The organism is Paraeggerthella hongkongensis (assembly GCF_003726035.1).
Taxonomy (GTDB): domain Bacteria; phylum Actinomycetota; class Coriobacteriia; order Coriobacteriales; family Eggerthellaceae; genus Paraeggerthella; species Paraeggerthella hongkongensis.
In genome coordinates, this window is the sequence record NZ_QICD01000004.1 from 1 (window position 1) to 25,349 (window position 25,349).

Sequence of the window (25,349 nt, forward strand, 5' to 3'; positions counted from 1 at the left end):
GGCTGGGCGGGCGCGGGCGGAGCGCGGGCGCGGGGGCTCCGCTGTCAAAACGAACGAGTTTTTCTGATCCTCAATCAAGGATAAAGGAACGCCACGCGCGTATGACCTGGTACGATAGAAATCACGCGTACGAGGATTTGCTTCAAGGGAAGCAAAATCCCCGCAAAACTCGTTCGTTTTGACAGAGATGGCCGCCGCGCCTCAAATCCCGGCGGCAACAGCCCGGCCGCGAAGCTTGAAGAACGCGAACCCGTGTGTCGAGAGCGCCGCAAACCCGAACTCTCGACACACGGGCGCAGCTGCTACCGGGCTTCGGTCTGCAACTCCTGCACGTACTCGCGGTCGATGGCGCCCTGCACGCTTGGCGGGTCAACTTCAAACGGAACCGGCTTCGTGAACAAGCTGACAAGCGGCACGATGATCAAAGAGAGCACCATGGCTATGGCGCCGCAGTTGATGGGAGAAGCGATCAAAGGCGCTCCGAAGAATCCGGAAGTCATATTGCCCGTGGTCAGCCCCACGCCCACGATGAAGCTCGCCCACACCGCCGGGCGTGAAATGCGCTTGGAGTACAGACCCCAGAAGAACGGCCCCAAGAACGCGCCGGCAAGCGCACCCCAAGAAATGCTCATGAGCTGCGCGATGAACGTGATGGACGAGTTGTACTGCACAAGCGCGATCACCGCCGAGATAATGATGAACACCGCGATAAGCACGCGCATGTAAACCAGCTGCATCTGCTCGGGCATCTTCTTCACGATGTTGCCTTTGATCAGGTCAAGCGTCAGCGTGGACGAAGACGTGAGCACCAACGAGGACAGCGTGGACATGGACGCGCTCAAAACCAAGACGATGACGATGCCAATCAGCAGGTCGGGAAGCGTGGACAACATAGTAGGCATGATGGAGTCGTACACCGGGGTGCCGGCGGCGGTCATCTCAACGTGGTCGGCATACAAGCGCCCGAATCCGCCCAAAAAGTAGCTTCCTCCAGCAACCACCATGGCGAACACCGTGGAAATGATGGCGCCCTGCTTGACGGCAGGACCGCTTTTGATCGCGTAGAACTTCTGCACCATCTGCGGCAGGCCCCACGTACCCAAGCTGGTCAACACGATGACGCCGATCAAGTCAGGAAGGTTCGGGCCGAAGAAGCTGACGAACGGACCCGCCATTTCCGATCCCTCGGCCGGAATGAACGAAAGCTGGTTGATGGCTTCCGTAAAGCCGCCGTTGTTGACCAGCACGGCCACGATAACCGCCACGATGCCCAAAAGCATGACGATGCCCTGGATGAAGTCGTTCACCACCGTGGCCATGTAGCCGCCGAGCACCACGTACACGCAGGTGATGACGGCCATGCCGATGACGCACACCTCGTACGGCAACCCAAACGCCATGCCGAACAAACGCGACAACCCGTTGTACACGCTTGCGGTGTACGGGATCAGGAACACGAAGATGATGGCGGCGGCCGCAATGCGCAAACCCTTCGAACCGTAACGCGCACCGAAGAACTCGGGCATGGTGGCCGCTTTCAATCGATGCGTGATCTCGCGCGTGCGCGGGCCGAGCACCCACCACGCAAGCAAGCTGCCCAGAATGGCGTTCCCGATGCCGATCCACGTGGCGGCGAGCCCGTATTTCCATCCGAACTGGCCTGCGTATCCCACGAAAATGACGGCGGAGAAGTAGCTGGTCCCGAACGCGAACGCCGAAAGCCACGGGCCCACGTTGCGGCCGCCCAGCACGAATCCGTCCACGCTGGTGGTATGTCGTCGGCAGTATATGCCCACGCCAACGGCAACGCCGATGAATATGAGCACCATGCAAATTTTCTCGATCATGTGAAGTGTCCCCTACCTTGAATGCCTGTAACGAAAAGCCCCGTCAGGGCTTGAAGGCGCACACGATGTTCCCGCACGATGCGTCGCAGCACGGCGACACGACGGCAGAACCCCGTGTGCTAGAGGTATCGATAGGAATAATAGGAAACGTAGCGAGGCGCGGGCGCCTCATGCTTAGACGCGTTCGGCGATGCGTCGAGCGGCGCGAGCGTTTCCCCGGCGCGGGGCGCGAAGGAGCGGCATACGGCGGCAAGCGCCAATTCCAAACGCCAGCGCTCATCGGTGATGGTATGTCCCTTCGCAAAATGCATGGGGATACTCTACCACAGCGAAGCGACTGCACGAAGCAGAATGCCGCGAATGAAGTAGGTTGGCCTTCGCGCGCCTTCACCCGCCTTGCGGAACTCCGCTCGTTGCGACGGCTACGCGAGGGGCCGCTCGTTGCGGCAACAAGAAGGGACCCTGCAGCGCCATCGTGCGCACAGGGTCCCTGCTGTAGTCCTTGCATGCCTTACCGACCGGCGACGCCCTAGTATCGGCTGTCGAAGATGCGCTTGGTCTTCTTCTCGCTGCGAGGAAGCTCGCCCATGGGAACGCCCTTGGCATCCGGCGTGCAGCCGCATTTCGCCTTGAAGATCATGGCAAGCTCCTGCTCGGCGCGCTCCTTGGCCTCGTCTTCGTACGGCGTTTCGAACAGCACGGTGAGCACGTCCTTGCCGCTGATGTTCTCGATCATCACCTGGTATTCGCTCGACGCGCCGTCGGTGAAGGCGATGACTTCTTCAACCTGAGCGGGGAATATGTTGCAGCCCTTCACCTTGAACATGTCGTCGGTGCGGCCCGTCAGCGTGTCGATGCGCGGATGGCGCAGGCCGCACGCGCAGTCGCCGGGGATGATGCGCGTCAGATCGTGCGTGCGATAGCGAATGAGCGGCGCGCCCTGCTTGCGCAGCGTGGTCAGCACCAGCTCGCCCACCTCACCGTCGGGAACAGGTGCGCCCGTGACGGGGTCCACCACTTCGATGTACACGTAATCGGCCCACACGTGCATGCCGTGATGCTCGCTGCACGAAATGCCGATGCCGGGGCCGTACACCTCCGTCAGTCCGTAGATGTCGAAGATCTCCACGCCCAGCTCGCCCGAAATGCGCTGGCGCATCTTGTCGCCCCAGCGTTCGCTGCCGATAACGCCCTTGCGCAGGCAGATCTTGTCGCGCAGGCCGCGCTCGGCAATCTCTTCAGCCAGCAACAGCGCGTACGAGCTGGTTGCGCACAACACGGTGGACTGCAGGTCCTGCATCATCTTGAGCTGCTTTTCCGTATTGCCCGGCCCCATGGGAATGGCCATTGCGCCCAGTCGTTCGGCGCCCAGCTGAAAGCCGATGCCCGCCGTCCACAGGCCGTAACCCGGCGTGATGTGGATGCGGTCCTTGTTGGTGATCCCTGCGGTTTCATAGCAGCGCGCGAACTGGATCGCCCAATCGGTCACGTCCTGCTGCGTGTACGGCACGATAACGGGCGTGCCCGTCGTGCCGCTGGAGCTGTGGATGCGCACGATTTCCTCATCGGGAACGGCCTGCAGGCCCAGCGGATACGCATTGCGCAGGTCGTCTTTTTCGGAAAAGGGAAGCTTTTCGAAATCTTCCTGGGTCTGCACGTCCGACAGGTCGATACCTTCGAACTTGGCGTTGTAGAACGAAGAGCGATCCTTCAGGGTTTCGAATTGCTTTTTGATAAGGGAAAGCTGATCGGCGGTCATCTGCATGATGGGTCCTTTTTCTCCGGAAGCGAACGTTCGATTGGCACATGCTTCAAGCCTGCACAGAGCGAGACTTGAAGCTAAAGCCATCGACCAGCCGAACCCACGGCTGCAAGGGAGATGATGTCGAATACGAATTCCATGCGTTCCATTCTAGGCGAATACGCGAACAATGCAAAGTGTTTTGAAGGGCTTGCCGGGCGCGGGGCCAAGATGCCCCGCGCCCGGCAAGCGGCGCCGGCGCGCTAGTCGGGCCAGCTGAAACCGTTCTTGCCCATACGCTTGCTGCGGTACAGGGCCTCGTCGGCGCGTCGGTACAGCTCGTGGAACCCCAGCGCGCCGTCGCCAACGCGCGCAAGGCCCACCGAGCACCCCAAGCTCACGCCGTGTTTCGCCGAACAGGCGGTCCAGCCGTCTATGAGCTCTTGAACCCGCTCCTCCACCAATGCGGTTTCGCAGGGAGGGAGCGCGAACACGGCGAACTCGTCGCCGCCCATGCGAGCCAGAGAAAAGCCGTCGGAGAACACGTCGGCCAGCAATTCGGCGAACGCAACGATCACCCTGTCGCCGCCGGGATGGCCCAAGGTGTCGTTCACAAGCTTGAAATCGTCAAGATCGATCATGGCGAAAACGGCGCCCTTCGCCCCCTGCGCCAACGCCTGGGAAACCGCGTGCTCGAAGGAATCCCTGTTCAGCAGCTCGGTCATCGAATCCAGCGAGGCCCGATGCTCGAGCGTCTGCGAGTAGGCGATAGCCTCGTTCACGCGCTCGGTCGCCGTTTTGGGATAGTACTCGTCGCGACGCTGGTCCACGTTCGGAGTCGAATGGTGAAGATGCACCAGCTGCCAACGCCCGGCATCGCGATGAAGCACCATGGTGAACCGCGTGTCCATCTCCACCAGAAACGGCTTCGGCTCTTCGGTGCGCTCGCGCACCCATAGCGTGCCCATGACCACGCAGCACGCTTCGCCCGCCGCATGGGCAACGTAGTAGTCGTCCAAGATGTCGAAGGAGATATCCTGCGCGCCTTCCAGATCGTTGCTCAAAGCCGCAAGGAACTCCGGAGCATCCACGTACATCTCATGCTTGCCGGTTCCGATGATCGACAGGTTCGACAGATCGACGGACTCCATGATGAACCGACCGCCCGCTTCGCTGGGCTCAAGAAGATATGCGCGCCACAGCGCCCGTGCGTGCGCGGTCGCCTCGTCAAGCAGCGCCCGATCCATTATCGGCTCCCCCGTGCAGCCGCCACGTCGATGGCGGCAAGATTGATGTCCACGAACCGAGGCTTGACGCACGCGACGATGGCGCGGCGCAAATCGTCCACGTCAAGCGGAACGCTTCCCGTAGCCAAAGCGCTCGCGAGCAAAAGCGTGTTGAGAACCTTGCGCCCGCCCGCCTCCTGCGTCAAAGCAGCGTCATCCACGGCGATAAAGCGCGCTGACGTGCCCGAGAGCGTCCGGGCGACGGCATCGACCACGTCGGTCGCACGATACGGATGCGCGCCGAGCGCAGCCGTAACCGGCTGTATCGCCGTCGTGGCCGTAACCAGCACGCCTTCGGGAGCCAGGTACGGCAGCACGCGCGCCGCCTCGGCGGGCTCGAAAGCTATCACCAGATCGGCCGTGCCCAACGCGACGAGCGGGGCGAACACCTCTTCCCCCGCGTCCCCCATGCGCACATGGGAAACCACGTTGCCGCCGCGTTGCGCCATGCCGATGGTTTCAGCCGTGCGCACATGCCAGCCTTTATCCTGCGCGGCCTGGGCCAGCACCTTCGCAGCCAACACCGTTCCCTGACCGCCCACGCCCGTCAGCAATACGTTACGCATGGCGGCCTCCTTCCGTCGAAGGAGCATCCGGCGCCGCTTCGCAAGAACCTCCCGAAGCGCACGAGGTCATCGTTATGGCGTCGAAGGGGCACACCTGCGTGCACAAGCCGCACCCGTTGCACAAGCTGGCGTCCACGAACGCCTGGCCCCGCTCCCTGCTCTTCGGCCCGCGCGCATCCGCATCGAAGCCGATGCCGGGGCAGCCGATCTCCGTGATGCACTTCTTGCACCCCGTGCACCGGTTGGATGCTATCGAAGCGGGCGCATCCGGCCTGGTCAGCTGGATGCACGGCGATTCGAACAGGATGGCCGACGGGCCTTCGAACTCCACGGCCGTGCGCGCGGCCGCCACCGAACCGTCCAGGTCCAGCGGATCCGCGCGCACGATGCACTCGAACCCAACGGCCTCCAGAACGCGCTCTATGGAGATAGGAGCGCGCTTCGCCCCCATCAGCGTCACGCCGGTTCCCGGATGGGGCTGAGACCCGGTCATGGCCGTTGTCGCATTGTCCAGCACGCACACCGTAATATCGTGCCCGTTGTACACGGCGTTCACCACGCCGGGAAGCCCGCTTGCGAAGAACGTGGAGTCGCCGACGAACGCAAGCGTCTTCTTGTGGGGTTCGGCCACCGCGAAACCCTGGGCCATCGTGATGCCCGCGCCCATGCACAGGCACGTGTCGACGGCGTCGAGCGGCTGCGCGTTGCCCAAGGTGTAGCAGCCGATGTCGCCGCATAGAACCGCAGGCGTCTTGCCGAGCGCGCGCTTGATGGCGTAGAAGCTGCCGCGGTGCGGGCAGCCGGCGCACAACACGGGCGGACGGACGGGCAGCGAAGCGTCGGTTGCGGCTTCGTAAGAAACAGGAGGCGGCGCGGGGGCGGCATGGGGGACCCCCAGGAATCGGGCGATGCGCATGGCGGCATCGTCCACGTCGTTCTCGCCGCGGTCGCGCGCATCCCCGGTAAGCTTGCCCTTCACGTCGAACGGCGCATGCGTGCGTCCGGCGAAAGCCAGCAAGGCGTCCTCCAGAACATGATCGAGCTCCTCGAGCACCAGGACCTGCTCAAGGCCCTGGGAGAAGCGCTCGGCAAGCCCCTCGGGAAAAGGATACGGGGTTCCCACTTGCCAGAAACGGTACGCGGGCACCTCGACGCCCTGCGTGGCGGCGCTTTCCTCGATCATCCGCAGCGCTTCGCGCGCGTAAGCGCCCGACACGCCCCCGGCAACGATTCCCAGGCGCGGGGCGCGGGGCGAGGGCGCGACGGACGCCGCATCACCCGCCGCAAGCCCATCGGCGGGCGCGGGGCGCTCCATGATGGGATTGAACGCCAGGAGCGCAGGGTCCTCCGCGTAATCGCGCGCGATGGCTTTCAGCCGGTCGTTGATCTCGCCGTGCGCCTCGAACGCGCGCCGGGGGAAGATGATCCACTTCGGGTCACGCTCGAAACCCTCTTCGGGGACCTCGAGCGCGTCCGTCTTGTCGGCGACGTCGAAAAACGTGGACGCATGGCATATGCGCGTCGTGGGGCGCACGATGACGGGCGTGCGATACCGCTCGGACAGGTCGAACGCCGCCTTCATCATGGCGAAGCCTTGGTCGGGCGTAGCCGGGTCGAGCACCGGTATCTTGGCGAACGAGGCGAAGCGCCTTGTATCCTGCTCGGTCTGGGACGATATGGGGCCGGGATCGTCCGCCACGAACAGCACGGTGCCGCCCTTCACGCCGACGTAGTTCAAGCTCATCAACGGATCGCTGGCCACGTTGAGGCCCACCTGCTTGCACGTGAACAACGTGCGCGCTCCGCAGTACGCGGCGCCGGCAACCACTTCCAGGGCGCTTTTCTCGTTCGTCGACCATTCCACGTGCACACCGCGGGCGGCGCCTTCGCCGTGCAGCTTCGCCACCGTCTCGATCACCTCGGACGACGGCGTGCCCGGGTATCCCGCAACAACGCGCACGCCCGCCTCGAGCGCCGCGTGAGCGAACGCCTCGTTTCCCATCAGCAATTGCTTCGTCATACGCCTCGCCTGCCTCGCTTTCCGCATATCGCGCAGCAGTCGTGCGCGAACGAGCGTTTCGCATGAAACGCTTCCGATTCCATGATAGCAAACCATCCCTGTCGATTACGGACGACTCGTGCCTCGTCGGTCGCAGAAAGGGGCGGGCTTCTGCGCACCCCGGCCGGCCGCACAGCAAGGAAGCGAAGGAAGCGCGATTCTGCGCCAGAGCATCAGCGATTGTCAAATCCAGGTAAAACTTCAAAAGCGGCGAAACCGCCGGCCTCTCGGAGCAGTACCATTTCACCTATACCCACAAGAGCAGGAGGTTTCCATGAAATGCCCCCTCTGCAACGTCGACCTGATCATGAGCGAGCGCCAAGGTATCGAGATCGACTACTGCCCGCAATGCCGCGGCGTATGGCTTGACCGCGGCGAGCTTGACAAGATCATCGAGCGGTCAACGTCCTTGGCGGCCCCCGCTGCCGCGCCGAGCGCATCGTATGCAAGCGCGGCCGAGCGCTACGATGAACGTCGTTACGAGGATCACCGTTACGAGGACAAGCGCTACAACGACGACTATTACAAAAAGGGCAAGAAGAAAAAGCGCGGGGATTTTTTGGGCGACCTCTTCGATTTCGGCGACTAGCCAGCATCGCGCGAGACGTGGCCGGGCGCTGTCAAAACGGACGAGTTTTGTTGGTCCTCGCATCAGGATAATGGCAGACTGCAAGCTTCTGACCTGGTACGTTGCAAAACGCCCGCAGCCGGGGCGCTCTGGAAAGGCTGAAAATCGCCTCAAAACTCGTCCGTTTTGACAGCGAGGGGAGCGTCCGCCGCCAGACCACCATTGACATATGTCCGCACCGTTTCCCCATGGCCCACCCGTTGGCGCAGCTCATGAACGGTCGGAGCGCCGCTCTTGCCGGGCGGGCAAGAGCGGCGCCGGCCCCCCGATGCTCGGTCGCGTTCGCTTGCCCTTATGCTTCAGCCATGCCCTGCTTGAAGTCGATGATCTTCTGACGCGCGTCATCGCAACCCGTGCCCAGCATTTGAACAGCCAAGATAGCGGCGTTCTTCGCGCCGTTGATAGCCACGCACGCTACGGGAACGCCGGAAGGCATCTGCACCATGGAAAGAAGAGAGTCCAATCCGCCCAGGTCGCTGGTCTTCATGGGAACGGTGATAACCGGATTCGGCGTGTATGCCGCCACCACGCCGCCCAGGTGGGCCGCCTTGCCCGCTGCGGCCACAATCACGCGGATTCCGCGCTCGTGCGCCGAAGATGCCCACTCATGCACTTCGGCCGGCTTGCGATGAGCGCTCGCAACCTTCACTTCATAGGGAATGCCGAACTCGTCCAACTGCTTCATGCACGGCTCCATGGCCGGCATGTCGCTTTCGGATCCCATGATAATGCCCACAAGCGGGCTCTTCTGTTCGCAAGACATGGCTGCTCCTTCTCCTCGTTCGCGCCACAGCGCGGATCCCGCGCGCGATGCGTCTGTTTTCGTTCGCCTGCAAGTGTATCATCCGACGATGCGACGAATGACGTCCTCCACGTCCTCTGCCGACATAAGCCCTTCGGACGGATTTCGCGCCGCGCGAGACAACGCGAACTTCGCTGCCTCCAACGCCTCCGAAACCACGATGCCCGCCTCTTCGGAAGACGACAAAAGCTCGGGGCATGTGCGTAGCTGCGGGTGTTCGTCCAGATACGAAGCTACAAGCGTCCTGAAATCAGCCACGAATTCAAATGCGTTGTCCAGGAACATCTTCATAAGCGACGGGGTGTCTTTCACCAAGGCAACGCGAAGCGATGATACGTCGCTCTCCCAATCGAACGATTCAACTACCTGCAAGAACAGCGTCAGCGTGGCGGTGAACATGGTAGCGGGCATCAGGCGGTCGAGCGCCGCATGAACCGCATCAGGGTCAAGGTTGTATGTGCCAATGCCCACGATTGCGGCGTCTTTCGTAGGGAAATAATTGAAGAACGTGCCTTGAGACACCTGAGCGCGTTCGGAAATCTGCGCAACCGTTATATTGTCGTACCCTCGCTCTTGCACCAGCGTGATAGCCGCACGCTCGATAGCCGCGCGCGTTGCACGGCGCTTTCGCTCGCGCAAACCGTGCGGAGCCGCATCGTTAGGCATAGTCAACCCTTCGTTCGCAATGTTGATTCGAATTATACGAAGCCGTGCTGAACCTTACAGCAATATTGTTGTTTACTTATAAAATTATAGTGACTATAAATTTAATGTTGCTATAATGCAAGTCAAATGCACGCAATCGCGCAAACGCGCGCGCAGAGAACCACTCAGCACGGAAGCTTGCTCAAGAAGGAGTGCAGTATGAGGATATTCGGCATGGGAATGCCTGAACTTGTTTTGATTCTGGTAGCCGTCTTGCTTATCTTCGGTCCGAAAAATCTGCCCAAACTAGGAGCCATGCTCGGCCGAGGCGTGAAGAAGCTGCGCGGTCGCGTCGAAGACGACGACATGGAACCGAGCGCCAAGCAAGGAGCGTAACGTCGCTTTTAACCGCATTTGCTTTATGCCCCCGAAAACGTCCCGATCACCGGGGCGTTTTCGTATACAAGAGCCGGTAAAACCGGGCGTGCGAGCAGAAACTCGCAACATCCAGCGCCGACCACCTGATCAATGGCAGAAACCCAGATATGAAAAAGCGCCCCGAATGGGGCGCTTCGCAATGCAATGGTGGTCGGAGGGGGACTTGAACCCTCGGCACGCGGATTTTCAGTCCGCTGCTCTACCAACTGAGCTACCCGACCATTTCGCTATCCGTAAAGGACGCGGATTGATATTTTACCGATGTATCCGCCTGCGGTCAAGCCCTACTTTGCGCTTTTCTCAACAAGGCCCCCAAGATTCGTGGAGCCGTTCGTCGTTTCAAGGTACGTAACGTTGAACATCGAGGCCACGCTTTCGACCGACCCATTCGCCAACAGCTTCCCTGTCATGGAAAAGTTCGTAATCTCGCACCGATAAGCGCCGTTCTCCAACGCTCGAACCACATCAAGGGCGGCGCCGTAACTGGAAGTCGTAAACGAAACCGTCACCGGACGACGAACCAGCTGCCCGTCGAGCATAGGCTGCTCGAACTTCAGATCGTACGTAATAGCAGAAGCCATCAAGGCGTTGAGCTGGTCAAGCTCGTTTTTCAAGTTGTCGTACACCGCCACCTCGGGTACCGGCTGCTGCCTGCCCAGCTCATCCAGCTCGGTTTGCATACGCTGACGAACGCTTGCCAACATAGTCTGCTGGTCAACTTGCAATTGGATGTCTTCAAGCTGCTGCTCGTTAGCAGCCACGGTATCGGCTACGCTCTTCACCACAAAAAAGTAGTAGCAGGCACCCACCAGCAGAACGACGAGCACTAGCAGCAGGCCCTTCTCGCGACCGGAGAACGAGCGATTCAATAAACTACGCCGCGCCATTGCTGCCTCCCTTCTTCGCCGCGCCGCCCTGCGCTTCCGTCATCGCCTTGTCAGCCGCCTGGTCAAGCGCGCCCCTGAAGGTTATCTCGATGGTAGCCGACGCAACCGCGTCGGCTTCTCCTTGCGCGGTGGAAACCGTTACGTGCGCCACGCGATCGTCGCCTTCCAGGTCTTGGACCAGGTGCGACACCTTGGTAAGATCCACTCCTAAACAGGTAACGGTCGCTTTGTTTCCCGACACCTTCAGCGAAGACAAGTACCCCACGCTCAATACCTTCTGTTCCAGCAAATCGAGCACCGTATCGCGGTCAACCAGGTTCATCTCCTCTTCGGAAAGCCCTGTGACCACGTATCGAGCGTACTGCTTGTTCAGTTCTGCGTAGTCGGCGTTCTGCTCCTTCAGCGCATCAAGCTGGGCTTGCGCGGCTGCAACGTCTCGACCGCTTGCCGCACTTGCAGCTAGCGGGTCCACAACCGCAAACTTGGCAAACAGGGCAATCAGCACCAAGCCTATTGCGAACAAGGCAACAGAGGTCGCACGCGACCCACGCTGCTGTTCGACCGCCACAAGGTTGATGAACGTTTTCGTGGGATAGGAATCCTTCTTCGCCGAAGACGAGAGCCCTTTGATGGAAACCGGTTTCTTCAGATCCACGCCCCTCACCTCGCATTCCTGGTAGCGCCCACGGCGGCCGGGCACAAGGCGCGCAAGTCGCGATCACTTGTGGTGAAGGGCATAAGGTCGATAATGGGGCGAAGCTCGATGTTCGTGTGGGCGTCGACGGTTTCCATAAGAGGCTCCAGCAGTGCTCCGCCGCCGCAGCAATACGCCACCTCGATAGCTGTCGTAGGATTATTGAAGCTGTAGAAGTTCAAAGCCCTTCCAAGCTCCACGGCAATGGACGCGTATATCGACCGGACTTCCTCGGAATGTTGCGCGTCCTCGAAATCCGCCAACTTGTACTTCACAGCAACATGCTCGTCAACGCCGCGTTCGCGGGCGAGTGCACGATCGATATCCATCCCGCCGATTTCAATAGAACGAGCAACGTCGTACATTCCATCCAAGAAGAAATGCAGCTTCGTGGCGCGATACGAAAAGTCGATGACGCAGCAATTCTGAAACGCAATCGGGTTTTTCCTGATCAGATTCTGAAACGCCGCCTGCTCGGGCAGCGCAACACGCAATCGCAAGCCGGCACAACGAAACAGCTCCTCAAAGTCGGCGATCGTCTGCCGAGGCGATGCCACGGCCAAAAGATCCATGGTTTCAGGCGTTCCGTCCGGAGCTTCGTTCATGGAGAGCACGGCGTAATCGTACAGGTACCGGTCTTTTCCTTGCGCTATGTAATCGCGAAACTCGTAAGGAAGGTTGAGCTTCAGCTCTTTCTCGGCCATGGCGGGCAGCGTAAGCCGACGCACTAGATTGTCGGCCGCAGGAAGCACCAACGCAACGTCCCTGGAAACACCGCCTACGCTTTTGGCCAGGCTTTTTATGAAATCGGCCATGGCGTCGCGACTCACGATGCGACCGTCGACAACAAGGCCCTCGGGAAGGGACTCCACTACCACCTTTTTAACAACATCCCCCTCGCAAACCGCAAGCTTGATGCTGCTTTCGCCGATGTCGACGCCTGTGCACGTTTTGCCCATGCGGCGTGTTCCTTTCAACCTTCTTTTGAACCCTACAAGAACAATCCCGTATACCACGTAAGCGCCGCCGGTCCTGCCAGCAACGTCAGCACCGTTGCGAAAGAAATAGCGGGACCGAACGGGATCGCCTTTGTCCGGAAGTTTTCAGAACCCGAATTCACCATGCCGTCTGCAACGGCATCGGGCGAAGCGGAAAGCCCCCGGACAAGGGCGAACACCAAGCCAGCAATGCAAGCGATCAACAAGTTCAGCAACGAACCGGCCAATCCCAGAAACAACCCCACCGCAAACAAGAGCTTTACGTCGCCGCCGCCCAGGGAAGCGCGCTTTGTCACGGCATCGAACACGATCGAGAACAACAGGATGCCACCGCCTACGCCAAGGCCGCCTGCCAAGCCGTCGAGCGCAACCGACGCCCACCCGAAACCCGTCAAGGAAACGAACAGGCTGCCCACGCCAAAGCTTCCGTTTGCCGGAGGAGCCATGAACCCTACGGAAGCCGCCCAAACGAGCAGGGCCGCGATAACGAACCCGTTCGGGATGGTAAACGTGTCTAGGTCGACCAAAGCCGCGCCCATGAGAATGGTCGCAAGCGCCATGTACGCCAGCATAGGAATGCCGAAGCCATGCACCACCGCAAGCGCAACGAACACGATTGCCATAACAACCTCGACAAGCGCGTAACGAGGGCTGATCGGGGCTTTGCAATGACGGCATCGGCCCTTCAAGGCCAACCACGACACGATAGGCACCAGATCAAGCGGGCCGAGCGCATGGTCGCACGCCGGACAATGGCTGCGGCCATGCAGGACGCTTTCGCCGTGCACCATGCGCCATGCCAAGCAGTTGATGAAGCTGCCCATGCACGCGCCAAGGAGGGCGACCATCCCCAGAAGGATGGCCGCCTCACCTGGCGTGAAAATGTTGATGGGGAGGGACAATTAGGGCGCAGGGGTCAGATTTTCACCTTCGACCTTCGCTTTAATGGTCCAGGTACCGTCATCATTCTTGGTCGCCTTATCTTCGGGGTTGGTGCTTTCTTCAATAGCCACGTCGCCCAAATCTCCCTCTTTGCTCACCGTCGCCGTTGCTTGATACTTTTTGGTGAGATCATATTTACCCTGGCCCGTACCCTCATTCAGCATAATCGTAGAAGCCGCCTGAACCTTTACCGTGCGAATATTAGCATTCCCCACCGCCTCATCCGCTTTACCTAACGCACCCGTGAACACCGGCACGGCGATCGCGACCAGCACGAGCACGATCGCAACCACGATCAGCAGCTCGGCCAGCGTAAAGCCGCCCTTCTCCTCGCGAATCTTCTTGATCATTTCCTTCATAGTTGTTCCTTTCTCCTTATCCAGCACGTTCGTCGTGCCAAATTCACGTTATATTCTGCACAATGCAACGAAAGTAAGTCATAGCTTATCTATTTCATTACATTGCAGCATACATGGTAAACAGCGGCAAGTACAACGCCACCACAATGAAGCCCGCAAATATCGCCATCAGAACCAGCAGGGTCGGCTCCATAAGCGAAAGCGCGCGGTCGGTCACGCGTTGCGTTTCGCTATCGTAAAACGACCCCATGGTTTCCAAAGTCTCTTCAAGCTCTCCGGTATGTTCGCCCACAGTGGTCATCTCGATAAGCGTGCGCGGGAACCAGCGGCAGTCGACCATGCATTCGCCCAGCGTCCGTCCTTCCTCCAACCCTGCTTCCATACGCCCCACTTCGCGCGACAGCACGTAGTTGTCCATCACGCGAGACGTCACCGACACCGCACGAGGCATGGAAAGCCCCGACGATATGAGCATGGCCATGGTGTTCGCAAACTGCGAAGCACCCGAGTACTTTCCTATCACGCCAAGAACCGGCAGGTTCAGCCGCATCTTCGCAAACTGCGTTTTCCCGGACTCGGTGGTGCTGTACAGCTTGACACCCAGCACCAACAACGCAACGATCACCAGCACAATCACGATGTTCGCCGAAACCCAGTTGGAGGAATCGATCAAGAACTGCGTGATGCCCGGCATGTCGCTTCCCAGCGATGAAACCATGCCTGCTATGGCCGGCACCACCATCACCATCATCACCGCCACTACAACCACAGCAATGATCAACACGAAGATGGGATACGTAAGCGCGCTGGCCACCTTGGCAGCCACCTTGGATCGCTTGTCGTAATACGTGTGCAGCCGCGCGAAGCACTCGGGCAGGTGCCCGCTTTCCTCACCGGCGCGCACGGTCTCGATGAGCACGCGCGGCAGGTTCTCGCCCTTGTTTTCGAAGCTTTCAGCAAGCCCATGCCCCGCCGATACGTCGGCGGCAACTTCGACCAGCACGCGCTTGAGGTACTTGTCGGCGGTCTGGTCGGCCACCAACGACACCGCGCGCCCAATAGGCAAACCCGCTTTCAAAATGGTCGAGAACTGCGCGGCCATGATGGCGATGCTCTTCGTCTTCGCCTTCGGCTTGGTAATGTCCATAGTCAAGATGTTGGTACCCTTTTTAACCTCTTTGACGCTTTGGACCACGCGGCACAGTTCGCGGGCCTTTTCCATGGCCTCGATCTCGTCGAACGCCTCTACCACGCCGTTGATGCGCTGACCGTCGTTGGCAAGTCCCATGTACGTGTATGCAGGCATTAGCGCGCATTCCTTCTCACGTAGTCTTCGTCGTACGCTGCGGCAACCGCCGTGTCCAGGCTGATGGCGCGCGTGCGCACCAACTGAATCAGCGCATTGTCCATGGACACGCTGCCTGCCGCCGCCGAAGTGGCAAGCGAACTGGCAATCTGCGGCGTTTTCGCCTCGCGAATAAGGTTGCGAATAGCGGGCGTCACCATCATGAGCTCGCAGGCCAATGCGCGGCCCGTCCCGTCGCGGCGCGGCAGCAGCTGCTGCGAAAGAACGGCCACCAGGCAGGTGGAAAGCTGCATGCGAATCTGCCGCTGCAATCCTTCGGGGAACACGTCCACCATGCGGTCGATAGAATCCGCCGCCGACTTCGTGTGCAACGTAGCCAGCACGAAGTGACCGGTTTCCGCAGCGGTCAGCGCCGTTTGAATGGTTTCCAAATCGCGCATCTCCCCAATAAGGATGACATCGGGGTCTTCGCGCAGAACGGCACGCAGGGCATCGTGGTAGCTAGCCGTATCCTGACCGATTTCGCGCTGAGAGATAATCGAGCGATCCGGCGTGTAGATGTACTCGATGGGGTCTTCCATGGTGATGATGTTCCGACCGCTCGCGTGGTTGATGCTGTCGATGAGCGCAGCCAACGTGGTCGACTTGCCGCTGCCCGTTTCACCCGTAACCACCACGATGCCGCGCTGGATGCGGGGGAAGTCGAGCACCGCAGGCGGAAGCCCCAGCGATTCGAGCGCGGGTATGACGTCGGACAAAAGGCGCAGGGCGGCGCTGACATGGCCTTGCTGCCGGAACAGGTTGATACGAACGCGCACGCCGGCAATAGTGGCGGCACGATCAAGCTCCCCCGAGCGCTTGATGCGCTCGAAATCGTCGCCGGCCAGCTGCCGTGCAAGCTGCTCGCAATCGTCATGAGTCAACGGCGCGTCGTCGGCGAATCCCGCGTTCGTCAATCGACCCGCAACGCGAAACTTGGCCGGAAGGCCGCATACCAGATGCACGTCCGATGCCTGCGCACGATGCGCGGCGACTATGAGTTCCTCTACGTTCATGAGCGGCTCCTTGCTACTCTAACGCCGTAATGGTCTTACGGGCTTCCTCAACGGTCGTCACGCCGGAAAGCACCAGTTCACGGCAGGAAGCTTCCATGGTTTTGAACGAGCCCGAACACTCGATGGCACCTTGCAGTTCCTCGCGCGTCGCACCTCCCGTGATCGAGGCGCGCAAAGCACGGTCGAGCGTCAATATCTCGAACACGCCGGTCCTTCCGCGATAGCCCGTTCCAAAGCACAGCGGACAACCCGTCCCGCGGTAGAACTTGACGTGCGCGTCGTACGGAAGCCCGATCGCCTCGAACTCCTCAGGCTGAGGGTCGTACTCCTGCCGACAATGCGGGCACACCAAGCGAACCAGGCGCTGGGAGATGATGCCGCGAATGCCGCTTGCGATAAGGTACGGCTCGACGCCGATGTCGACCAGGCGATCGATCGTAGACGCAGCGTCGAACGTGTGCACGGTGGACAGAACCAGGTGCCCGGTGATAGCGGCGCGCATGGCTATTTCAGCCGTCTCGCCGTCGCGAATCTCGCCCACCGCCACAATATCGGGATCTTGCCGCAAAATAGCGCGCAGACCGTTCGCGAACGTCATGCCCGTTTTCTCGTTGATCTGAACTTGGTTCACCCCGTCGATGTTGTATTCCACGGGATCCTCGAGCGTAACCAAGTTCACCGAATCGGTATTGAGATGGCGGATCATGGTGTACATGGTGGAGCTTTTGCCGCTGCCCGTGGGCCCGACGATCAGAACCATGCCGTTGTTCGAGCTGATCAGGCGATTGTATTTTTCCAGGTTCTCCCCGGTAAGGCCGATGCCCTGAGGATCGAACAGGCTGTCGTTTTTATCGAGCAGACGAATGACCACCGTCTCGCCGTGGATAGTGGGCAGCGCGTTGATGCGCAGGTCGATATCCTGCTTCTTCAGGCGAATGCTCGCGCGACCATCCTGGGGAACGCGGCGCTCCGAGGTGTTCATACTGCCCATGATTTTAAGGCGCGAGATAACGGACGCCTGAAGTTCCTTCGGCACCGTCAGTATCGTTCGCAGCAAACCGTCGATGCGCATGCGCACGTGCAGGTCGGCTTCGCGCGGCTCGAGGTGAATGTCGCTCGCCCGCTCGGTCGCCGCGCGCTCGATGATGCTGTTTACCAGGCGAACCGTGGGCGCCGACTGAGCGTCGGCATCGTCGCCGAGCGATGTAGCGGCAAACCCGTTGGACGAATCGTCCGCCGGGCGCGCGTCGCGCTTCATTTCCTCGATTGCACGGGCGGCGCCTTCGTTGCCGTACAGCGTCATAATGGCGCGCATGATGGCGTCGTGCATGGCAACCATGGGGACGACGCGCTTGCGGGTGGCATGCTTCACCGCCTCAATGGCCATGAAGTTCAACGGATCGCTCATAGCCAGGTACACTTCGTCGGGCGTAGTGCGAACCGGCACGACGTTGTACTGACGCGCGACGTTTTTTGACACCACGCGGCTCATCTCGGGGTCAAGATCAATCTGGGACAAATCGATGAACTCGACGCCCAACTGCATCTGCAGCGCCTCGATCACGCCCGCTTCCGTGATAACGCCCTCTGCAATAAGCTCGTCGCCAAGGCGGCGCTTGGTCGTCTTTTGTTGCAAGAGCGCATGCTCTATTTGCTCCTCGGTTACAAGGCCCGCGTCAAGCAGCACGTCTCCTAAGCGTTTGTAAGGCATTTACGATCCTATTCTCAGTATGCTCATAGTGGTTTCGACAAGCGGTGCATCGGTCTTGGAGTCTTCATAGACGGCCACGGTGAAACCCCACTCGTTCTGTCCGGCCAAAACTTCATCGTAATCATCATATCTAGGGCGATATTCGATGTTCTCAACCTTTGGGATCAACCCGTATTCGCAAGGGACAAGCGCGGTCTCCTTCCCGTTCACCAGCGTAGTCAAAACAATGCCTGCGTCGTTGCTGACGATCCGGGACGAAGCCTTTGTCGAGGGGCTCGCAAACGAAGGATTGTCAAGGACGATTCGCGCGTCCGATCCTTCCACGGACAATGCGTACGTGAGTTGGTCGCTCACCTCTTCAACCGCGCGAGCCAACATCGCATCGGCCTTCGTCTGTTTCGTGATGGCGGCATACGACGACAAAGCCGCCGACAATCCAGCCGCGATGGCGATGCAAAGAAGTCCTAGGAAAACGATGCTCAACACATGTTCTCCCAGCATGAAGCCGCGCGTATCCCGCAGCCGCGCGGCTGCGGCAAGCCGCATGCATTGCATATGCCCCGACACGCGATTCATGAAAGATCCTCGGATCGATACTGCTCGTCTGCATACCGAATCAAAGACCCGTCTTCGGAAACGTAAAGCTTCACCTTGATAGAGTCTCCTGCAACTTTGCCGCAGGCGATCTTCACTGAAGCGGATGCCCCTGTATCCTGATGCATGCCAGCTTCCTGCCGATACGAATCCAGAAGGCCGCTATGGCTGGCCGATACGGCGCTCGAAGAAGCCATGGCCATAGTGGCCAGCAGCGTAGCGCCCATAACCGCGATCAGCATGGCAACCAGCACCTCGGCAAACGAGTCGCCGCGCTGATCGTCGCGGAGCCGGTAGAAGAAGCGACGGACGCGCATCATCGTCTTCTTCATGAGGCACCGTCCGTTTTCTCCACCACAGCATGCTCATACGAAAAGCCCTTCAAAACGCCGCGCGCATCATACGTGGGTACGCACTGCATCGTAACCATCATGCTGTAGGGGCGCTTTTCGGTTGCCTCCGGATCCAAGGAGAGCTCAACCTTAATGGTAAGATCGGGATCTACGGTCAAAGTACCGGACACGGGAGGCAGGCCGATGCTTTCTGGAGTTATAACGATAGGTCGCTCGTACGGCCTCTCCCCGCAATACGCCTCCATCACATCCGCGCCGTTCTCTTCCCAAAACGCTTCTGCAAACGAAAGGGAGCTGGATTTCATGCGCGCATCTACGGGCTTTCCCGACGCGTCGTAAACAACCTCCAAATCAACTGCGCTCATCTGGTATCCAACAACTTGCGCCGCAGATCCTACGGCGAACTCCGCCTGCTGCAACTCCTTGTGAGTCTGCACCGCTTTCGCATTCACCGAAGCAGCCGTTATCACCACGGAGCCGACGATCGCGCAAATCAAGAAGAACACGAGCGCGATAACAAGGGAGGCGCCACGTTCGTCACGTAGGGTATGTTGAAGCAGGCGGCTCATGCCGCTTCCTTTACCGTAGGATCGTCGGCATCCGCAGCACCCGGGGACGCATCCTCAGGTGCAGGTTCGGTTGACTGTGGTTGATCAGGGTCGGGAACAGGCTGCTGGTCGGAAGGACTTCGATCTACAGCAGCCGCCGAACGCTGATCGTTAGACCGCGAGGAGGCCTCAGCGAAGCCGCCAACGTTCGCGGCAAGCAGCGCCTGCGCGTGCTTGGTCTGACCACCTATCACATCCTTCTCTCCAAGCTCTTTTCTGTTCCCAACAGCATCGACGAAGTACACCTCCGTCCCAACCAGATGCTTTACTTGCCCGTAGCCGATATGGCTGCCCTTCGCAAAGCCGATGAGCGACCCTACGTACGAATCAACCGGACTTTCTGGTCCGATCGAGCGCAGGGAAAGGTCAGTATAGGAAACGGCGACCTTCTGACTGTTTTCAAGATAAGGGAACTGGCCGCTGAATCCAAACATGCCCAGCAATCCGCCCATCCTGACGCTCGCTTGGTCCTTCGAAGAATCGAATCGAACGCTGGCCTGCAATGCGATTGCAAAGACCTCGCAGTCTTTCACTCCAACTTTTTCGTCGTCCTCTTCGCCGTCCTCGTCGGGTTCGTCCGACTCCTTGGCATAACCCACCAAGCCGCCGATATTGAGAACGGGACCTCTGTAAGAGGGATACGAGTTCTTCATGATCACGGCGAGGTTCGCAGCAGAGCTGTCGGAAATATAGCAATCCTTCGCTTCGCCAACCAGCAGGCCAACGTTCGTCGTTCCATCCGTCACCGGGACGTCAAGGATCAGCGAAGGATCGGTTAAGCTGGGCTTTCCTTCGCCTGACACGGAGCAGTTTTCAATCGTGCATTCCTTAGCCAAACCCACTAAAAGACCTATGGATCCAACCCTGGTTATAACCAGTTCTTTTGAATCGCGATCCAGAGGATTCTGTTCAAACCCTACAATCTTGATATTCTTCAAAGTTGCATCGCTTGCCTTGGGGAATAGCCCCGCATAAGCCCCTACGTCGCCTATACCCGACGCCAGCTGATAACCCGTTATCCGGTAAGTGCCCCCGTCATAAATCCCTTCGAACGCATGAGCGAAATTGTATTTCCGAGACGCGTCGCCGCCATTTGCAGCAGCCGACAAATCCACGTCGTGCGATTGGAGGAAGGCGTGCTTTACGTAATGCTCCTGCACGTCGTACGCAGACAGGCGCCCTATGAACTGATCCGCATGACGAACGTTCCAGGGGCTATCGATCTTCCCCCAACCGGTAGCCACGCTGCCATCAAGGCCGATTGCAGCTGCAAAATTCACGTTGTACCAATAGTCGTGTTTGTTCGCCCCAAGTCGGAACGGGTAGTGCAGCGTGTTTTTTTGAGACTGCCCCCAAACCGTACCGGGCGCTTTGTACACATCGTACCGAACACCGTCAACAGAGAAGTCTACGTCGACCTTGCTCTCTTTCAGCGATGCCCAATTATCAGGGTTCTGCCCATTGCCGCCTTGCTGATACTCCGGCGCTTTCGCTCCGGTAGGCACCGCAACGTAGTACCCCCATGTGGCTATCTCGTTGTCTTTGGGCAGGTTTTCTACATACGTCGATCCATCAAGAACACCGTAATAACCCGTCACTTTATTGCCATGGTCGAACTCAAGGTACATCAGGCCGACGGAATCCTTCGGAGCTTCCTTGTACTGCGCCTTCAGTTTGATCGCGCCATACGCAAGCTGCGAGTCCCAATCGCCCACCAGAGAATCCGAGGTAGGCATAATGATGAACGGGACGGATTGATAGGTACTGTCGCCTTCAACCTTCCAGCCCGTAGGCACGAAGCCCTCTTTGCTTGGAAGCGCTCGGATAGAGGCGTATGCTTCGTTGCCTTGAACGGTGTAGGGCACGTACTGAACATCGTATCCGTCAAGGCGCTTGCCATTGTTATCACAATACTCGACAGCTCGATAGAAGAGGTAATCCCTCTCGGTAGACAGCTCGTAATCGGCGGACGAGGTTTTGCTGAGCGCGTAATCGCTGCTCGCGCCCGAACGCGACGACCTCACGTATGCCGACGGATTGCTCGACAAATAACCGTCGGACTTCTCGTACAGCCACAATTGCGCACTGGGTAATTCGGTATAGACCGTTACAGCGTCTAATCCTTTACCCCACGCAACAGCAGGCGTAGCCGTGTAATACACGCGCACGTCCCCTTGACGAGGGAATGCTCCGCTCGAAAGATTCAAGCTGCCGCCCTTGGTGGTCGCATTGTACAAAGCAACGGTAGAAGAGGCGCCGAACTCGTTTTCAAACGGCTGGCGGATCGGTGCACCCAAGTTCACGCCGCGCGATCCCGTTGTACGCCCATCCTTTAAATAATCGGCAACACGAGGTGCTAGTTGAGAGAAATACGCTTGAACCTCATCTGCACGCGGCGTGGTGCGAATGTATATCTCATACCCATCGAAGTCTTGCTCAACCAAATCGTAAAGCTTGACGGTGTCGATGGTAAGCGAGGTTGTATCTTCACCTATCGAACTTACACACACCGCCAAATCTCTTCCAAGCTCAGTGTCTTCCCATGTCCAGATACCTTGATTCAAATACCCCGCACGCTCGCCATTGACCCATATTTCGTATATCTGATACTGATGTTGTTTACCACTTGGATAAAATTTGCCCCCGTTTTCCCATAACAGCGGACGACCAGAAGCGCCGGGGTTTCTCATGCTGCTTACATCTACGTAACTTGCACTATTAGACGTGTACGAACCCGTCAAAACAAATACGTTAGCCTGTTGCTGTTGAGCGTCCGCAAGCTTCACCCAGGCGCCCGAATACGACTGCCGCGTTGATTCGATATTCTCGGCAGCAAGCACTGAAGAGGTTTCTATCCCCGCCGCGCTGAGCTCAAACGTCGCCTCGGTCGACATCATGGAAATGCCCGTAACCGGCGGCTCGCCTGCAGTGGTGACCAGCTTCACCGAAGGATCGGCGTAGACACCCGATATATGAGCAGCGCGCGACTTTCCGCCATTGTTTTTAGCTTCAAGAGCAGGATTGGTTACTAAAACCGAAAGCTTCGCTACTTTTTCAGGCCACTTGAAATAGGCAGATGCCGTAGCGGGAACGGACGTTTTCTCCGAGCAGGAAACTCGCGCATCCGCGCGAATATCATCCGTCGAGCTCGACAAAGCACCGATCGTAGCAGCAAGGTCCCCTTGACCCCCATTCTTTTGCAGGACACGCTTTAAGTCGTTCAGATCGATTGCGAACACGTCAGCTTGAGCAGCATCACCCTTCAATTCCAGGGAATACACCTTGGTTTCTTTGACGGTATTGGAGTTGGGCTTGGTTTCCGACCCTGCTTTCACGATGTACGAGGTCTCCGTCCCGTCAAGCCCTGAAATCGAAAGGACGCTCGAGCCTAAAGACACCGTCACTTCGGTTGAGGTTTTCCATTCGGGGTTTCTTGACAGATTTCTATCCTGCACGCACAACTCGCCGCTTTCGTTCAACCATACCACGGGGTTTTGCAGAGCAAGTTCAGGAGTTGCCCCATGCGGAGTGGAATCGACGTATCCAATCATGTAATCGGCAGCCATGCGGGCGGCTCGGTCGCGTGATTGCCCCGCTTCATAGTACTCTTGCGCGGCATTCGTGCTATCGGGGGCAAAGCTGAAGAACCCGCTTTTTCCATCCGCGTAAAACACGCTGACCACTGTCGCCGTGGTCACATTGAACTCTATGATGAAATCGCCCCGGCGAACGCTATCATCCACAGCAAGAGGAGGGATGATGCCGCTCTTTCGGGCTTGGTCAGCCGTAATGTAGAACGTGTTTTGGGCATCGGTCGGCCTCCCGTTGATCGTGCTGGGAAGATTCACGGCCTTGGTCCGGGCTAATCCCTCGGACTCGACAATCGACCACCACGCGCCCGACACCTTCTTAGCTGTCATTTGGGATTGCGCAGCGTTTGCTACGGACTCGGCAGCGTTGTTCAGCTCGACCATGCGCATGTTGTTCTGAGCGCTTACGATAGAAGGGAACGCCAGTGCCGCAAGCACCAAAAGAATCGCTACCGACAGCAACAGCTCGGCAAGCGTAAACCCTTTCGTATGCGCCTGATGCGCTTTTACCAAAGAAGCGCCCCTATCTCATTCGTTCAAGTTCTTAACTAATTGTGCTGGTATGATACCATCATCAGGCGTAAATGAGACTACATCACTACGACAATTATAAAGAAGGTCAACGCTCGAACGAAATCGGTGCGAACGAGCGACCCGACCCCTCGAAGCGATCATAGAGTTTTGAGAAACAGGCTGATCCAACCTGCACTCATGGCGGTTTTACAGCGAAAAGCCCCTTCAAGAAACCGCTTGGCCGCAACCTCGTTTTTCGTGCGAAACCAAGTCGCCCGAGCAGTGGGGCTTCGCTCTGCGAACCCTCGACGCTCGGGCGACGCTGCATTGCAAGATGCTCGGGAGGTGCTGCGTTGCAGCATCGCTTTCAAGAACCTCGCGAAGAGCACAGCGGCTAGCCGAAAATCAACTGTCGCTCCTCGCCAACCAAGGACGCGCGCGCTTGATCGCGCAAGTTGTTCACGCCGATGAAGAACTGGCGCATCATCACAACCATGAGATAGCGGCCCTTCGGCGTGAGCGTGAACTCATCAGGCGTATCGCGATCGAATGCGCCTGCCGCTTTCATGAAGCCAACCTCTACGGGAAGGCCACGTTCCACCGTGCATCCGAAATCGCGCTCGAACTGACGCTTGTCCAGCCTTAATCCGAACAGCTGCATCATGAAGCGGTATCGCATGCGATCATGCTTCGAAAACTCCGTCTTTCCCATAAGCGACATACGGTCAGAAGCGATTGCGGCATTGTAGTCATTCACGCTGAACGTGTTTACGTACAGGTTCTTTCCCAGGTACGTGATACCGCCGCTGCCGATAGCCGGGTACTCCTCGTAGTCTACAACGTATTCGTCGATCATCGCACCATCGCCCGCAGCACCTGTACCGCGCTTATTGAACGTCCAAGCGCTTCCGTGCTCGAACAACGGATCGGAACCGCCGGCAAGCAGTTCGCTGATGATCTCGTAGAAACGCCGTTCACGCTGATAATCAACCTTGCCAACCGTCCTGGCCAGAGAGCGCGCGACGCTCGGGGAGGCCATCAGCGGGTAGAACGTAGTTTGACTGGTCCCGCTTTCCACTACGCGCTCGATGTCCTTGATCAGCACATCCTCGGTCTGTGCGGGGAAGTTGAAGATCATGTCCACGTTGAGCGACGTAAAGTACGGGCTGGCGTCTTGCACGCGAGCCAAAATCTCGGCCGCGCTACCGTACTTGTCGTAGCGATCCATCTGCTTGAGCAGGTCGTCATCGAAGCTCTGAACGCCAACGCTCAAACGCTGAACGCGACCTTGCAGCTTGTCCAAGTAAGAAGGAATCAGATGATTCGGGTTCGTCTCGCTGGAAACCTCATTGATAGAGAACGTCTCGCGAGCAAGATCGATCGTGTCGCACAGCTCGTCGATCATGATGGTCGGCGTGCCGCCGCCCACATACAGGCTGTCGAAATCGTAGCCCAGATCTTTGAGCATCATCATTTCTTTGCGCATGCTTTGGAAGTACGGTACTGCGCGGTCCTCCGAAAACGGGAAGCGGTTGAACGAGCAGTACGGGCACAAGCGCTCGCAGAAAGGCACGTGCATGTAGAGCATGTATTTCTGACCAGGCACGGGCGCCGGCACGCGGTGCTCGTCGGTGGGCTTGAGCTTCAAGTACTGGTTCGTGCATTGACGGACTACCGTCGTGAGCATGCGTTCAGATAACATAAACTCCTCTGTCCAAAAAAAACCG

The 25,349-nt window shown here is 58.7% G+C and carries 22 protein-coding genes, 1 tRNA gene and 1 pseudogene; 2 read left to right on the forward strand and 22 right to left on the reverse strand.

Features of this window, described 5'->3' with window-relative positions:
• Window positions 1–302: 302 nt before the first annotated feature.
• The 6 genes from DMP08_RS03350 to DMP08_RS03375 form a co-directional block, all read right to left on the reverse strand.
• Window positions 303–1,847 carry a sodium:solute symporter family protein gene (locus tag DMP08_RS03350; protein ID WP_123191581.1) on the reverse strand — a complete coding sequence of 515 codons (1,545 nt, stop codon included), beginning with the start codon at window positions 1,845–1,847 and terminating at the stop codon, window positions 303–305.
• A gap of 119 nt (window positions 1,848–1,966) precedes the next feature.
• Window positions 1,967–2,158 (reverse strand): hypothetical protein, encoded by a 192-nt coding sequence (locus DMP08_RS03355; protein ID WP_123191582.1) that lies wholly within the window; start codon window positions 2,156–2,158, stop codon window positions 1,967–1,969.
• A 218-nt stretch (window positions 2,159–2,376) separates the two neighbouring features.
• Window positions 2,377–3,612, reverse strand: coding sequence for a phenylacetate--CoA ligase family protein (locus tag DMP08_RS03360; RefSeq protein WP_123191583.1), 1,236 nt, complete (start codon window positions 3,610–3,612; stop codon window positions 2,377–2,379).
• 239 nt (window positions 3,613–3,851) lie between these two features.
• On the reverse strand, window positions 3,852–4,835 hold the full coding sequence (locus tag DMP08_RS03365; protein WP_123191584.1) for a GGDEF domain-containing protein: 984 nt from the start codon (window positions 4,833–4,835) through the stop codon (window positions 3,852–3,854).
• Window positions 4,835–5,440: an indolepyruvate oxidoreductase subunit beta gene (locus DMP08_RS03370; protein WP_123191585.1), complete on the reverse strand. Its 606-nt coding sequence runs from the start codon at window positions 5,438–5,440 to the stop codon at window positions 4,835–4,837. Before DMP08_RS03370 ends, DMP08_RS03365 begins: the two co-directional genes overlap by 1 nt.
• Complete coding sequence (locus tag DMP08_RS03375; RefSeq protein WP_123191672.1) at window positions 5,433–7,460, reverse strand: thiamine pyrophosphate-dependent enzyme; 2,028 nt, start codon at window positions 7,458–7,460, stop codon at window positions 5,433–5,435. Before DMP08_RS03375 ends, DMP08_RS03370 begins: the two co-directional genes overlap by 8 nt.
• A 313-nt stretch (window positions 7,461–7,773) precedes the next feature.
• Here DMP08_RS03375 and DMP08_RS03380 point away from each other — a divergent pair, with 313 nt between their 5' ends.
• Entirely contained in the window at window positions 7,774–8,088 is a 315-nt protein-coding gene (locus DMP08_RS03380) for a TFIIB-type zinc ribbon-containing protein (RefSeq protein WP_123191586.1), read from the forward strand.
• 331 nt (window positions 8,089–8,419) lie between these two features.
• On the opposite strand, the gene purE is transcribed toward DMP08_RS03380, so the two are convergent.
• Together purE and DMP08_RS03390 are read right to left on the reverse strand one after the other, a co-directional pair.
• Window positions 8,420–8,890 carry a 5-(carboxyamino)imidazole ribonucleotide mutase gene (gene purE / locus DMP08_RS03385; protein ID WP_123191587.1) on the reverse strand — a complete coding sequence of 157 codons (471 nt, stop codon included), beginning with the start codon at window positions 8,888–8,890 and terminating at the stop codon, window positions 8,420–8,422.
• 78 nt (window positions 8,891–8,968) lie between these two features.
• Window positions 8,969–9,595 carry a TetR/AcrR family transcriptional regulator gene (locus tag DMP08_RS03390; protein ID WP_123191588.1) on the reverse strand — a complete coding sequence of 209 codons (627 nt, stop codon included), beginning with the start codon at window positions 9,593–9,595 and terminating at the stop codon, window positions 8,969–8,971.
• Window positions 9,596–9,793: 198 nt separating this feature from the next.
• Between DMP08_RS03390 and DMP08_RS03395 the strand changes: the two are divergent.
• Window positions 9,794–9,937, forward strand: a pseudogene (locus DMP08_RS03395) (twin-arginine translocase TatA/TatE family subunit); the annotation flags it as partial.
• A 220-nt stretch (window positions 9,938–10,157) separates the two neighbouring features.
• On the opposite strand, the gene DMP08_RS03400 reads toward DMP08_RS03395, so the two are convergent.
• The 14 genes from DMP08_RS03400 to DMP08_RS03465 form a co-directional block, all read right to left on the reverse strand.
• Window positions 10,158–10,233, reverse strand: a tRNA-Phe gene (locus tag DMP08_RS03400).
• Between the two features lie 63 nt (window positions 10,234–10,296).
• On the reverse strand, window positions 10,297–10,899 hold the full coding sequence (locus DMP08_RS03405) for a hypothetical protein (RefSeq protein WP_123191589.1): 603 nt from the start codon (window positions 10,897–10,899) through the stop codon (window positions 10,297–10,299).
• Window positions 10,886–11,554 carry a hypothetical protein gene (locus DMP08_RS03410; RefSeq protein ID WP_123191673.1) on the reverse strand — a complete coding sequence of 223 codons (669 nt, stop codon included), beginning with the start codon at window positions 11,552–11,554 and terminating at the stop codon, window positions 10,886–10,888. Before DMP08_RS03410 ends, DMP08_RS03405 begins: the two co-directional genes overlap by 14 nt.
• 5 nt (window positions 11,555–11,559) lie before the next feature.
• Window positions 11,560–12,552 carry a pilus assembly protein PilM gene (gene pilM, locus DMP08_RS03415; protein ID WP_123191590.1) on the reverse strand — a complete coding sequence of 331 codons (993 nt, stop codon included), beginning with the start codon at window positions 12,550–12,552 and terminating at the stop codon, window positions 11,560–11,562.
• A 32-nt stretch (window positions 12,553–12,584) separates the two neighbouring features.
• Window positions 12,585–13,439 (reverse strand): prepilin peptidase, encoded by an 855-nt coding sequence (locus tag DMP08_RS03420; protein WP_280176543.1) that lies wholly within the window; start codon window positions 13,437–13,439, stop codon window positions 12,585–12,587.
• A gap of 54 nt (window positions 13,440–13,493) precedes the next feature.
• Window positions 13,494–13,892, reverse strand: coding sequence for a prepilin-type N-terminal cleavage/methylation domain-containing protein (locus DMP08_RS03425; protein WP_123191592.1), 399 nt, complete (start codon window positions 13,890–13,892; stop codon window positions 13,494–13,496).
• 97 nt (window positions 13,893–13,989) lie between these two features.
• A complete protein-coding gene (locus tag DMP08_RS03430) occupies window positions 13,990–15,198 on the reverse strand; it encodes a type II secretion system F family protein (RefSeq protein ID WP_123191593.1) in 1,209 nt (402 codons plus the stop codon).
• Complete coding sequence (locus tag DMP08_RS03435; RefSeq protein WP_123191594.1) at window positions 15,198–16,253, reverse strand: type IV pilus twitching motility protein PilT; 1,056 nt, start codon at window positions 16,251–16,253, stop codon at window positions 15,198–15,200. The genes DMP08_RS03430 and DMP08_RS03435 overlap by 1 nt, the downstream gene beginning before the upstream one ends.
• Before the next feature lie 13 nt (window positions 16,254–16,266).
• Window positions 16,267–17,964: a GspE/PulE family protein gene (locus tag DMP08_RS03440; RefSeq protein ID WP_123191595.1), complete on the reverse strand. Its 1,698-nt coding sequence runs from the start codon at window positions 17,962–17,964 to the stop codon at window positions 16,267–16,269.
• The gene (locus DMP08_RS03445) at window positions 17,965–18,540 is read right to left on the reverse strand and encodes a hypothetical protein (protein ID WP_123191596.1); all 576 of its coding nucleotides are present in this window, start codon (window positions 18,538–18,540) and stop codon (window positions 17,965–17,967) included.
• A complete protein-coding gene (locus tag DMP08_RS03450) occupies window positions 18,537–18,890 on the reverse strand; it encodes a hypothetical protein (RefSeq protein WP_123191597.1) in 354 nt (117 codons plus the stop codon). Before DMP08_RS03450 ends, DMP08_RS03445 begins: the two co-directional genes overlap by 4 nt.
• Window positions 18,887–19,480 carry a hypothetical protein gene (locus tag DMP08_RS03455; protein WP_123191598.1) on the reverse strand — a complete coding sequence of 198 codons (594 nt, stop codon included), beginning with the start codon at window positions 19,478–19,480 and terminating at the stop codon, window positions 18,887–18,889. Before DMP08_RS03455 ends, DMP08_RS03450 begins: the two co-directional genes overlap by 4 nt.
• Window positions 19,477–23,622, reverse strand: coding sequence for a prepilin-type N-terminal cleavage/methylation domain-containing protein (locus DMP08_RS03460; protein WP_123191599.1), 4,146 nt, complete (start codon window positions 23,620–23,622; stop codon window positions 19,477–19,479). The genes DMP08_RS03455 and DMP08_RS03460 overlap by 4 nt, the downstream gene beginning before the upstream one ends.
• 394 nt (window positions 23,623–24,016) lie before the next feature.
• Window positions 24,017–25,324: a coproporphyrinogen III oxidase family protein gene (locus DMP08_RS03465; RefSeq protein WP_123191600.1), complete on the reverse strand. Its 1,308-nt coding sequence runs from the start codon at window positions 25,322–25,324 to the stop codon at window positions 24,017–24,019.
• Window positions 25,325–25,349 lie beyond the last annotated feature (25 nt).

What these genes read in the sequence shown, in the direction of transcription:
- DMP08_RS03350 (WP_123191581.1), bottom strand. Translation starts at nt 1,847, where the DNA reads ATGATCGAGAAAATTTGCATGGTGCTCATATTCATCGGCGTTGCCGTT.
- DMP08_RS03355 (WP_123191582.1), bottom strand. Translation starts at nt 2,158, where the DNA reads ATGCATTTTGCGAAGGGACATACCATCACCGATGAGCGCTGGCGTTTG.
- DMP08_RS03360 (WP_123191583.1), bottom strand. Translation starts at nt 3,612, where the DNA reads ATGCAGATGACCGCCGATCAGCTTTCCCTTATCAAAAAGCAATTCGAA.
- DMP08_RS03365 (WP_123191584.1), bottom strand. Translation starts at nt 4,835, where the DNA reads ATGGATCGGGCGCTGCTTGACGAGGCGACCGCGCACGCACGGGCGCTG.
- DMP08_RS03370 (WP_123191585.1), bottom strand. Translation starts at nt 5,440, where the DNA reads ATGCGTAACGTATTGCTGACGGGCGTGGGCGGTCAGGGAACGGTGTTG.
- DMP08_RS03375 (WP_123191672.1), bottom strand. Translation starts at nt 7,460, where the DNA reads ATGACGAAGCAATTGCTGATGGGAAACGAGGCGTTCGCTCACGCGGCG.
- DMP08_RS03380 (WP_123191586.1), top strand. Translation starts at nt 7,774, where the DNA reads ATGAAATGCCCCCTCTGCAACGTCGACCTGATCATGAGCGAGCGCCAA.
- purE (WP_123191587.1), bottom strand. Translation starts at nt 8,890, where the DNA reads ATGTCTTGCGAACAGAAGAGCCCGCTTGTGGGCATTATCATGGGATCC.
- DMP08_RS03390 (WP_123191588.1), bottom strand. Translation starts at nt 9,595, where the DNA reads ATGCCTAACGATGCGGCTCCGCACGGTTTGCGCGAGCGAAAGCGCCGT.
- DMP08_RS03405 (WP_123191589.1), bottom strand. Translation starts at nt 10,899, where the DNA reads ATGGCGCGGCGTAGTTTATTGAATCGCTCGTTCTCCGGTCGCGAGAAG.
- pilM (WP_123191590.1), bottom strand. Translation starts at nt 12,552, where the DNA reads ATGGGCAAAACGTGCACAGGCGTCGACATCGGCGAAAGCAGCATCAAG.
- DMP08_RS03420 (WP_280176543.1), bottom strand. Translation starts at nt 13,439, where the DNA reads ATGGTCGCCCTCCTTGGCGCGTGCATGGGCAGCTTCATCAACTGCTTG.
- DMP08_RS03425 (WP_123191592.1), bottom strand. Translation starts at nt 13,892, where the DNA reads ATGAAGGAAATGATCAAGAAGATTCGCGAGGAGAAGGGCGGCTTTACG.
- DMP08_RS03430 (WP_123191593.1), bottom strand. Translation starts at nt 15,198, where the DNA reads ATGCCTGCATACACGTACATGGGACTTGCCAACGACGGTCAGCGCATC.
- DMP08_RS03435 (WP_123191594.1), bottom strand. Translation starts at nt 16,253, where the DNA reads ATGAACGTAGAGGAACTCATAGTCGCCGCGCATCGTGCGCAGGCATCG.
- DMP08_RS03440 (WP_123191595.1), bottom strand. Translation starts at nt 17,964, where the DNA reads ATGCCTTACAAACGCTTAGGAGACGTGCTGCTTGACGCGGGCCTTGTA.
- DMP08_RS03445 (WP_123191596.1), bottom strand. Translation starts at nt 18,540, where the DNA reads ATGAATCGCGTGTCGGGGCATATGCAATGCATGCGGCTTGCCGCAGCC.
- DMP08_RS03450 (WP_123191597.1), bottom strand. Translation starts at nt 18,890, where the DNA reads ATGAAGAAGACGATGATGCGCGTCCGTCGCTTCTTCTACCGGCTCCGC.
- DMP08_RS03455 (WP_123191598.1), bottom strand. Translation starts at nt 19,480, where the DNA reads ATGAGCCGCCTGCTTCAACATACCCTACGTGACGAACGTGGCGCCTCC.
- DMP08_RS03465 (WP_123191600.1), bottom strand. Translation starts at nt 25,324, where the DNA reads ATGTTATCTGAACGCATGCTCACGACGGTAGTCCGTCAATGCACGAAC.